This window comes from Pseudomonas sp. NFACC08-1 (assembly GCF_900106735.1).
In the GTDB taxonomy this organism is placed as follows: domain Bacteria; phylum Pseudomonadota; class Gammaproteobacteria; order Pseudomonadales; family Pseudomonadaceae; genus Aquipseudomonas; species Aquipseudomonas fluorescens_Q.
The window spans coordinates 44,984-54,978 of the sequence record NZ_FNNL01000025.1; the positions used below are offsets into that span (position 1 = coordinate 44,984).

General features: G+C 62.1%; 11 protein-coding genes. 4 read left to right on the forward strand and 7 right to left on the reverse strand.

Annotated features, from left to right (window positions below; all coding sequences use genetic code 11):
• Nucleotides 1-33: 33 nt before the first annotated feature.
• Both BLU76_RS29630 and BLU76_RS29635 read right to left on the reverse strand, forming a co-directional pair.
• The gene (locus BLU76_RS29630; protein ID WP_072348557.1) at nt 34-375 is read right to left on the reverse strand and encodes a nuclear transport factor 2 family protein; all 342 of its coding nucleotides are present in this window, start codon (nt 373-375) and stop codon (nt 34-36) included.
• 51 nt (nt 376-426) lie between these two features.
• Complete coding sequence (locus BLU76_RS29635; protein ID WP_003202404.1) at nt 427-1,143, reverse strand: helix-turn-helix transcriptional regulator; 717 nt, start codon at nt 1,141-1,143, stop codon at nt 427-429.
• Between the two features lie 357 nt (nt 1,144-1,500).
• Between BLU76_RS29635 and BLU76_RS29645 the strand changes: the two genes are divergently transcribed.
• Complete coding sequence (locus BLU76_RS29645; protein WP_014338133.1) at nt 1,501-1,971, forward strand: LEA/WHy family protein; 471 nt, start codon at nt 1,501-1,503, stop codon at nt 1,969-1,971.
• Nucleotide 1,972: 1 nt separating this feature from the next.
• On the opposite strand, the gene BLU76_RS29650 is transcribed toward BLU76_RS29645, so the two are convergent.
• Nucleotides 1,973-2,896, reverse strand: a complete 924-nt coding sequence (locus BLU76_RS29650; protein ID WP_092142793.1) for a carbon-nitrogen hydrolase family protein — start codon at nt 2,894-2,896, stop codon at nt 1,973-1,975.
• A gap of 86 nt (nt 2,897-2,982) precedes the next feature.
• Between BLU76_RS29650 and BLU76_RS29655 the strand changes: the two genes are divergently transcribed.
• On the forward strand, nt 2,983-3,891 hold the full coding sequence (locus tag BLU76_RS29655; protein WP_092142790.1) for a LysR substrate-binding domain-containing protein: 909 nt from the start codon (nt 2,983-2,985) through the stop codon (nt 3,889-3,891).
• 3 nt (nt 3,892-3,894) lie between these two features.
• Here the strand turns inward: BLU76_RS29655 and BLU76_RS29660 are convergent, their stop codons facing one another.
• The gene (locus BLU76_RS29660) at nt 3,895-4,149 is read right to left on the reverse strand and encodes a hypothetical protein (RefSeq protein WP_003181187.1); all 255 of its coding nucleotides are present in this window, start codon (nt 4,147-4,149) and stop codon (nt 3,895-3,897) included.
• Nucleotides 4,150-4,309: 160 nt separating this feature from the next.
• On the opposite strand from BLU76_RS29660, the gene BLU76_RS29665 reads away from it, so the two are divergent.
• Entirely contained in the window at nt 4,310-4,627 is a 318-nt protein-coding gene (locus BLU76_RS29665; protein WP_092142788.1) for an ElaB/YgaM/YqjD family protein, read from the forward strand.
• 168 nt (nt 4,628-4,795) lie between these two features.
• Here BLU76_RS29665 and BLU76_RS29670 read toward each other — a convergent pair whose 3' ends face one another.
• The 3 genes from BLU76_RS29670 to BLU76_RS29680 all read right to left on the reverse strand — a co-directional run bounded on the left by BLU76_RS29670 (nt 4,796) and on the right by BLU76_RS29680 (nt 9,202).
• On the reverse strand, nt 4,796-6,673 hold the full coding sequence (locus BLU76_RS29670) for a feruloyl-CoA synthase (protein WP_063325054.1): 1,878 nt from the start codon (nt 6,671-6,673) through the stop codon (nt 4,796-4,798).
• Between the two features lie 141 nt (nt 6,674-6,814).
• Nucleotides 6,815-8,263: an aldehyde dehydrogenase gene (locus BLU76_RS29675; RefSeq protein ID WP_092142783.1), complete on the reverse strand. Its 1,449-nt coding sequence runs from the start codon at nt 8,261-8,263 to the stop codon at nt 6,815-6,817.
• A gap of 108 nt (nt 8,264-8,371) precedes the next feature.
• Nucleotides 8,372-9,202: a p-hydroxycinnamoyl CoA hydratase/lyase gene (locus BLU76_RS29680; RefSeq protein ID WP_063320869.1), complete on the reverse strand. Its 831-nt coding sequence runs from the start codon at nt 9,200-9,202 to the stop codon at nt 8,372-8,374.
• Between the two features lie 213 nt (nt 9,203-9,415).
• Between BLU76_RS29680 and BLU76_RS29685 the strand changes: the two genes are divergently transcribed.
• Nucleotides 9,416-9,901: a MarR family winged helix-turn-helix transcriptional regulator gene (locus BLU76_RS29685; RefSeq protein ID WP_014338127.1), complete on the forward strand. Its 486-nt coding sequence runs from the start codon at nt 9,416-9,418 to the stop codon at nt 9,899-9,901.
• Nucleotides 9,902-9,995 lie beyond the last annotated feature (94 nt).

Below are 9,995 nucleotides of genomic sequence, written 5' to 3' on the forward strand. Positions count from 1 at the left end.
ACAACAGCGCTCGCCTTCTTAAGTTGAAACAACTTAAATCGAGATATCCAACCGGCTGATCTTGCCCTGCTCATCGAGCCGGAAGGTGTAGCGCAACTCCAGCGGGCTGCCGGGGAATGTCCCGGAGATCAGGTTCTGCACCAACACCTTGCCAGTGCGTTGCTGCACATTGAGGACTTCCACACGCGGCTGGAAGCGCCGGGCAGTGTCTTCCATCCATTGGGCGATGGCCTGGGTGCCAACACGGTGCTGGCCTTCATCGAATACGTTGGCATCCTCGGCGAAGAAACGCGTCACCGCCGAGCTGTCACGGGCATTGGCCGCCGCAATGTAGCCGGCGATGGCCGGGGCCAGGGAAGAGACGGGATTGGACATGGTACGGCTCCTTGTTTTATCGATCTGGCACCATGCTAGAACAGCGTTGTGTCAGTTTTTGTCAGGAGTGAACCGTCCGGTTTCGTCCAGCTTCATCAGCGCGAACCAGTCGCGCAGCAAGTCGCTGCGGCGGCCCGGATAGCGCTCGCCCTGCTCGGTGGCAGAGGCAATCCGGTCAGTGCGAAAAGTCCGATAGGCGCCGCGCAATTCGCACCAGGCCACCACCACCCGCGCCTCATTGAAAAAGCCCAGGGCCAGCGGCCAGATCAAGCGTTGGCTCGGGGTCTTGTTCACGTCGGCGTAATCGATGTGCAGCTTGGCCTGGGCGCGAATGGCCTGGCGGTACACATTCAGTTCCACCGTGTTCTGCGGATAGCCATAACCCGGTGGGCCGGGCAGCACCGTGGGGTTGCGCAAAGCGTCTCGCACATCGGGGGCCAGCACTGCAGCGACCTTCGCCAGGGCGTCGGCGGCTGCCTTGCCCAACACCTCGTCGGCGCGCTGATCGACGTAGCGCAAGCCCAGCACAATGGCCTCGATTTCATCGGCGGTGAACATCAGTGGCGGCAGGAACAGTCCGCTGCGCAAGACATAACCAATGCCCGCTTCACCCTGGATCGGCGCACCAAGGGCGGTGAGTTCGGCGATGTCGCGGTACAAGGTGCGCTCGGAAACGTTCAGTTCTCCCGCCAATGTCGCAGCGGTAACCGGGCAACGCTTGCCCCGCAAGACTTGCAGCAAAGTGAGCAACCGAGAGGTACGCGACACGATGGGCTATCCAGAAGAAAAAAGTTGACGCAGATTAGCAGAGGCTGGTGTCAGAAACTGTCAGGAGCCCTCTTGCCATGTCTCGCATACATCGCTGTGGCATGGGCTTTTGTGGCTTTTGTGGCTTTTGTGGCTTTTGTGGCTTTTGTGGCTTTTGTGGCTTTTGTGGCGAGGGAGCTTGCTCCCGCTCGGTTGCGCAGCAACCGCAAAAGCTTGGGGCCGCTACGCAGCCCAGCGGGAGCAAGCTCCCTCGCCACCAAAAGCGCCCTATCCAAGGGTTCGTTGGTTGCCATGGGGCACCTGTGGGGTATCGTGCTCAATCGCTTCCGGTTTTTTTCATTCGTTGAGAGTCAATCCATGCGCAGAATCCTCGGCCTTTCCGTTTTCCTGATACTGCTCAGCCTGAGTGCCTGCGCCCTCTTCCCGCACCGGGACCCGCTGAACATCAACGTGGTCGGCATCGAACCCTTGCCCAACCAGGGCCTGGAGGTGCGTTTCGCCGTGAAACTGCGCGTGCAGAACCCCAACGAAACCGCGATCGACTACAACGGCGTGGCGCTGGACCTGGAGGTCAACGGCCGTACGCTGGCAACGGGGGTCAGTGACCAGAGCGGTTCGATCCCGCGCTTTTCCGAGGCGATCCTCAGTGTCCCGGTGAGCATTTCGGCGTTTTCGGTGTTGCGCCAGACCTTGGGCCTGAGCCAGACCCAAAGCCTGGACAACCTGCCCTATGTGCTCAAGGGCAAGCTCGCCGGCGGCGTATTCGGCACCCTGCGCTTCGTTGACCGCGGAACCCTCGACCTGCCGGGCTCCGCCGCCAACTGGTGAATCACGCCGTGAAACGCACGCCGGGCTTGGCACGCTCATCCACCACCAACTCGAACACATCTGGCCTGGCGTAATGCCCCACCACGTCATAGTCGTAACGCGCCCGCACCAGCTCATCGGTGTCGATTTCGGCAATCAATAGCCCCGCTGTGTCCTTCAGCGGCCCCGCGAGTACATCGCCCATGGGGCCGACAATCACACTGCCTCCGGCAATCAGCGGCCGCTCGGCCGGCCAGTGCGCGACCTCGATACCCAGGGCCTGCGGCGAGGCCTGGACCTGACAGGCACTGACCACAAAACAGCGACCTTCGTGGGCGATATGGCGCATGGTCACCTGCCACATCTCCCGCTCATCCACCGTCGGCGCACACCAGACGTCCACCCCTTTGGCGTACATCGCGGTGCGCAGCAGCGGCATCATGTTTTCCCAGCACACCGCCGCGCCGACCCGACCGACCTGGCTGTCGATCACCGGCAAGGTCGAACCATCGCCCTTGCCCCAGATCAGCCGCTCGGTGCCGGTGGGCATCAACTTGCGGTGCCGGGCCACCAGGCCCTCATCGGGTTCGAAATACAGCGCGGTGCAGTACAAGGTGCTGCCGACACGCTCGATGACGCCCAGCACCAGGCTCGCCCCCGTACGCGCCGATAGCCCGGCCAGCGCTTCGGTTTCAACGCCGGGCACGTCAATGGCATTGGCAAAATAGCGGGCAAACGCCTCGCGTCCCTCCGGCAACCGGTAACCCAGTTGAGTCCCGAACGCTTCGCCCTTGGGATAGCCACCCAGCAGCGCTTCTGGCATCACCACCAGGCGCGCGCCAGCCTCGCGAATGGCTTCTTCGTAGGAAAGGATCTGTGCCAGGGTCTCGCCCTTGCCGCCAGGCAACGAGCCGATCTGCAGGGCAGCCACAATGGATTTGGGCATGGTTTTTCAACTCCTCGATCATCAGGTGTTGCCGATTCTCAAGCAGCGGCCGATCATGAATAAAGCCCCGAATACTGCTAAATGATATGAGTCTTATGAATATCGCCGATATCGACCTCAATCTGCTCAAGACCTTCGAAGCCCTGCATGACGAATCCAGCGCCAGCCGCGCCGCCGTACGCCTGGGCGTGACCCAGTCGGCCATCAGCGCAGCGCTGCGCAGGCTTCGCGGTTTGTATGACGATCAATTATTCGTGCGTACCGGCCGGGGCCTGGCGCCGACGCTGCGGGCCAACCAGCTCAAGCCGGTGATCAGCGAAGCACTGGATAAATGCCGCCAGAGCCTGGCGATGGTCGACCCGGATGCCAGCCATTACGAAGGCCGCTCGGTCATCGTCGGCCTGTCGGATGATTTCGAGATTGCCCATGGGCGACGCTTGATCGAAGAAGTGGCCGACCGAGCGCCGGGCCTGCGCTTGATTTTCCGCCAGACCCACAGCCAGATCGTCGGCCGGGCCCTGATGGAGCGCGAACTTGACCTGGCGATCACGGCGGGCGGTTTCGCCCAGCGGTTGCTCAGCCGCCAGGTGTTGGGCGAAGGCGATTACGCCTGCCTCCTGGACCCGGCGAGCCTGGCGCAGGGCCAACAATCCCTCAGCCTGGAGGCGTTCGTGGCCCGTGAACATCTGCTGGTGTCTTCAGGTGGTTTCATCGGTATCACCGACGAAGGGCTGGCCGGGCTTGGCCTGAGCCGGCGAGTCTGTGCCTCGACCACCCACTTTGCCGCGTTGCCGTTCCTGCTCAAGGGCAGCCAAGCCGTGGCGACGATTCCGGCCCATGCCGCCCGGGCCATCGCCGACCTCAGCGGCCTGGCCTTGCTGCCCTGCCCCCTGGCCTTGCCCCGCTACCCTATCGAACTGGGATGGCGAACCCACACGCAAATGGAGCCGACAATGCTCAAGGTTCGCGAGGCCATTACGGCAACATTCACCTAAGGCTTACTTGTTGGCAGCCATCAGTCGATTGACTTCACTGCGTACCATGTTGGCGTACTCCGGCGGCGACATGCCGTCCAGTTCGGCACGCACCCACTCGGCCCACTTGCCCTTGCGTTTGGAGCGCTCGCCGAACAAGCGGGCAGCATCGCCCTTGGCTTTGCCCAGGTTGTTTTGCCACAGTTCAAAAAGTCGGGATTTTTCGTCTTCCAGCGCGGCGCGCTCGGCCAGGGGCTTGTCAGCCAGATTGAAGCTCATGGGAATTACCTGTTGCGTAAATAGGCGCCATCTTACACCTTGCAGGGAAACGTCTTAACCACGATTTGTGATGGGCTGCGCCGACAAGGCCAAACGTTGCAACTTTTGCACAAGCGCAGCACTCCATTGATCAATGCCATCATCAGCAAGGAGTACTTCAATGGCCCGTAAAAGCACCGTGCAAGCGAATGGAGAGCAAATCAAGGATCAAGCCTTCAGCGAACTGAAGGCGTTGATCGAAGAATCGGAGAAGCTGCTCAAAAGCAGTGCCTCGCTGGTGGGCGAAGATGCTGAAAACCTGCGCGACCAGATCTCCCAGAAACTGCAACAAGCGCTTGATTCGGTTGCCAGCGCACGGGAGCGTACCCGCCCCATGGTCGACGCCACTGAAGTCTATATTGGCGGCCACCCCTGGCAGACCGTGGCGATTTCCGCTGGTTTCGGGCTGGTGGTGGGTTTGTTGCTAGGACGGCGTTAACCATCACAAACCAGCCCCCGGACCTCATGGAGGAGCGGCGAGCTTGCTCGCGATGACGGTGTGTCAGAGAACCTCTCTGCTACTAAGCCACCGCTATCGCGAGCAAGCTCGCTCCCACAGGCGTTTGTGGATGAGTCCGCCATTTATGCACATCCACAAGGTCTCGCTTTAAGCCACAGGTCCCGCCCGCAAAATCGACGCATCCTCCCCGCGATACAACGCCTCCACCTTCCCCGCCCGCCACTGCAACACCGCCCGTTGATTGATCGAGCCCTTGTCAGTGATTTCACCGCGGTCGATGGACGCCGGTTCATCGAGCAAGGCGATCCATTCCACGCGACTGGCGTTGCCGCTGGCTTCACGGTTCAGGCGTCGCAGCCAGTCGGCGAACCATTGGCGCACCGTAGGGCTGGCAAGAACCTGGGCGTCACTGGCATCCCCGCCCAGGCCAGACAAGCGCCGGCATTCAGCAAGCCGTGGGAACACCAGCGCCCCCAGGCACTCGCGATCCGGTGCGGTAATCACCAGGTCCTGGACATAGGGTGTGCCTTCCAGCACCGCCCGGTTACGCAACGGCCCGACACTGACGAAGACACCGGAAGACAATTTGAAATCCTCGGCGATCCGCCCATCGAACATCAGCCCCAGTTGCGGATTGCTGGCGTCGGCCAGCTTGATCGCATCTCCCGAACAGTAGAAACCATCCTCGTCGAATACCTCGGCAGTTTGCTGCGGCGAGCGCCAGTAGCCGGGCATGATGTGCGGCCCGCGAAAACGCCCTTCGAACTTGCCGTCCACCGGCACCAGGCGCACCTCGCAGCCAGGCGCTGGAAGGCCGATGTAGCCAGCCATGGACAACGGCCCGGTGGTGAAGGTGCAGGACGGCGCCGCCTCGGTCATGCCCAGGCCCGCCATCATGCGGATACGTTCGCCGCAATGCTGTTCGGCGACCTTGTCGAGCCGGTCCCAGGTGCTTTGGGACAAGCCCGCCGCCGCAAAGAAGAACAGGCTGATGCGTTTGAAGAATCGCTCGCGCAATTCATCGTCCTGCTCCAGGGCATTGACCAGTTCCTCCCAGCCCTTGGGCACGGTCAGGTAGGCGGTAGGCGAGATTTCCTTGAGGTTGCGCAGGGTTTCGGCGAAGCCCTGGGCGGTGGGTTTGCCGTCGTCCAGGTAGAACGTGCCGCCGTTGTACAACACGATGCCAACGTTGTGGCTGCCACCGAACGTGTGGTTCCACGGCAACCAGTCCACCAGCACCGGCGGCGCCTCGCCGAACACCGGAAAGGTCTGCAGCAGCATCTGCTGATTGGCGCAAAGCATGCGCTGGGTGGTGATCACCGCCTTGGGCAGCTTGGTGGAGCCTGAGGTAAACAGGAACTTGGCGATGCTGTCCGGGCCGGTGGCAGCGAACGCCTGCTCGGCCTCGGCGCCGCCGGGTTGGACCAGCAGGCTGGCGAAGCTTGTCCTCGACCGGCCGGCTATCTCGCCACGCACTGTGATCAAGGGCACGTCCGCCGGCAATACGGCAGTGATCGCGCGCTCGAACGGTGCGGCCTCACTGACGAACACCAGCCCCGGCTGCAACAGATCGCAGACATGACGCAGCTTGGCGAAATCCTGGGACAGCAATGAATAGGCCGGCGAAACCGGGCAATAGGGAATACCGGCGTACATCGCGCCGAGGGCCATTTGCAGGTGCTCGATGTCATTGCCGGAGAGCAGCGCCAAGGGTTTTTCCGCCGATAAACCGTAACCGAGCAGGCTTTGGGCGATGGCTCGGACACTGTCGAGCATTTGGGCATAACTGACTCGACGCCAGTCACCGCCGGCTTCACGGGCAGCGATAAACGTCTGCTCCGGGCGCACCTTGGCCCAGTGCACCAGGCGCTCGAGCAACCGCGCTGGCAGCGGGGCCAAGGGCTCCAGGGAGCGCATGTGCAAGATGCCACGCTCTTCCCGGACTTCCACAGCAGGATGACCAATCGATACCTGGCGATACCGCCCGGCCTCGGGTCGGGAGGACGATCTGGACTCGGAACTCACGTACATTTCCTCCACCAAGGCACACTCGGGTCGCGATGCGAGCGGAGCGTGGCAGCACCAGGCTGCGGCCTTGTCATTATTATTCTGGCCTGCATCGGGGCGACGGCGTTCAAGGCTCGACCGCCCGCGATGCGACGGGTTTCAGATCGGGTAATGCCGGGGACCGTTCTGCAAAGTCACCCAACGCAACTGGGTGAAATGCTCGATGGACGCCTTTCCGCCAAAGCTGCCGTAACCGCTGGACTTGACCCCACCGAAGGGCATCTGCGCCTCGTCGTGCACGGTCGGCCCGTTGATGTGGCAAATGCCCGACTCGACCCGCTGGGCCAAGGCCAGCGCACGGGTGGTATCGCGGCTGAAAATGGCGGCCGACAGGCCGAACTCGGAATCGTTGGCCAGGCGCAGCAGCTCTTCATCGCCGTCACCGCGCAGCAACACGGCCACCGGCCCGAAGGACTCTTCGCGGTACAGGCGCATCTGCGCAGTGACGCCGTCGAGCAACGTCGGCTGCAGGATGCTGCCTTCCAACTGCCCCCCCGTGACCAGCGTTGCGCCTTTGGCCAGGGCATCGTCGATCAGCCCCTTGATGCGTTGGCCGGCACTGACGTCGACCAACGAGCCCAGTACCGAATCGCCGGCCGCCGGATCACCAGCGCGCAGGGTGGCGATCTTGGCGGCCAAGCGGGCGATGAACTCATCCGCCACACGGGCATCGACGATCAGTCGCTCGGTGGACATGCAGATCTGGCCCTGGTTGAAGTAAGCGCCAAAGGCCGCCGCTTGCACCGCGGCGTCCAGGTCGGCGTCGTCCAGCACCAGCAGCGGCGCCTTGCCACCCAGTTCCAGCAGCGCCGGCTTGAGGTTGCGCGCCGACAGTTCGCCGACGATGCGTCCGACATGGGTCGAACCGGTGAAATTGACCCGACGCACCGCCGGGTTGGCAATCAATCGCTCGACAATGGCCGGCGCATCCGCCGGTGCGTTACAGATCACGTTGACCACGCCGTCACCCAGCCCTGCGTCCTGCAACACCTGGCCGATCAGCCGGTGCACTGCCGGGCTTATTTCAGAAGCCTTGAGCACCACGGTGTTACCGCAAGCCAGGGGCATGGCGATGGCGCGGGTGGCGAGAATCACCGGAGCGTTCCAAGGGGCGATGCCCAGCACCACGCCGCAAGGCTGACGCAGGGCCATGGCGAAACTGCCAGGCACGTCCGAAGGAATGATTTCGCCATTGATCTGGGTCGTCATGGAAGCGGCTTCGCGCAGCATGTTCGCCGCCAGGTGCACGTTGAAACCGTACCAATTGGCCATGGCACCGGTCTCGCCGGCAGCAGCGACGAATTCACTGCTGCGGGCCTGCAACTGCTCGGCCGCACGCAACAGCCGCGTCCGGCGTTCGTTAGGCGCCAATGCGGCCCAGGCGGGAAACGCCGCTTGGGCAGCAGCTACCGCGGCATCGGCATCTTCCAGAGTGGCGGCGGCCACGCGAGACACCACCTCACCCGTCACCGGGTTGCAGCGTTCGAAGGTCCGGCCGTCACGGGCCGGGCACGACTGGCCGCCAATCAACAGGGGCACGTCCAGCATGGTGATTCCTCTTTATTGTCTTTATCGGGAATACATCGCAGCGGTGTAACAGTAGCGCCAGGGCGGCGCAGCGAACAGCGGGATGCGGCCCGCCATTCGCCGGTCGATTCAGCGCTTATAGGTTTGCAAGCCAGGCTTGATGCTCTTGTCGTCCAGAAACTGCTTCATGCCCTGCTCGCGGCCACCTTCGGTGTCGAGCAGGCGCGACTGATCGAGCTTGGCGTACAGGTAATCCTCGTTCTGCTCCCAGGTCAGCTCGCGGCAGCGCTTGAAACCATGCTTGGCGGCCCGCAGCACCACCGGGTTCTTCTCCAGCAGGTTGCGCGCCAGCGCCACGGTGACTTCACGCAGTTGCGCCAGGGGCACGCTTTCGTTGACCAAGCCCATTTCGGCGGCTTTTTGCCCGCCGAATGTCTTGCCGGTCATGATGTAGTACAGCGATTGGCGATGGCCCACGGTATCGGCCATGGCCTTGCTGACGAGGTTGCCCGGCGGGATGCCCCAGTTGATTTCCGAGAGACCGAAGGTCGCTTCGTCGGCGCAGATCGCCAGGTCGCACGCCACCAGCGGACTGAAACCGCCACCAAAGCACCAGCCGTTGACCATGGCGATGGTTGGCTTGGCGTACATGCGCAGCAGTTTCCATTGCCATTGCGACGCTTCGCGACGGATTTTTTCCTGGAGGATTTCCGGCCCCGCATCCACTTCGCGGAAATATTCCTTGAGGTCCATGCCAGCGGTCCAGGCGTCACCGGCCCCGGTCAGCACCAATACGCCAGCGGCCGGATCCTGCTCCAAGGTCTCGAGCACGTCGATCATCTCGCGGTTGAGGGTCGGGCTCATGGCGTTGCGCTTTTCCGGGCGATTGAGGGTGACCCAGGCGATGCCCTCCTCGATATCGACCTTGACTGTTTTCCAGCGACCTTCGTAATTACTCATGATGCGTGCTCTCTTGTTCTTGGCTGAAGATGATCAAAAACTAAACCGGAAAAATAGTTATGTCAATTAACTATTAATCGATTTATCTGTCTTTTCCCGGACCTGGATCGAAGGTTACAAATCTCGAATCTGCGCAAGCCCATAGCCAGGGCGTCGCAACCCCGGCAAACTGGATAGCCTTGTTAACCACTTACCTTGAGGAAGTTCACTTCGATGGCCAAGTCTTCCAAGCTTGCCGAACCCGCCGAGCCCCTGGCCGCCGGTACCGACGCGCAAGCGCCGCTGGACTCCGCACTGGATGACCTGATCGGTTACGCCCTGCGCCGCGCCCAGTTGAAACTGTTCCAGAACCTGATTGGCCGGCTCGCCGTCCACGATCTGCGCCCTGCCCAGTTCTCGGCCCTGGCAATCATCGACCAGAATCCCGGCCTGATGCAGGCTGACCTGGCCAAGGCCCTGACGATCGAGCCACCGCAAGTGGTGCCGCTGCTGAACAAGTTGGAAAGCCGGGCCCTGGCCGTGCGCGTGCGGTGCAAGCCGGATAAACGCTCCTACGGGATCTTCCTGAGCAAGACTGGCGAAACCTTGCTCAAGGAACTCAAGCAAATCGCCGCGCAGAGTGACCTGGATTCCACGGCGACCCTTTCAGGGGCTGAGCGTGAGGAGTTGCTGCGGTTGTTGAAGAAGGTTTACCAATAAAGGACACCGCTCCCCTGTGGCGAGGGAGCTTGCTCCCGCTGGGGTGCGCAGCGGCCCTGAAAAGTCTGCAACAACACCGATAATCAGGGTGGCG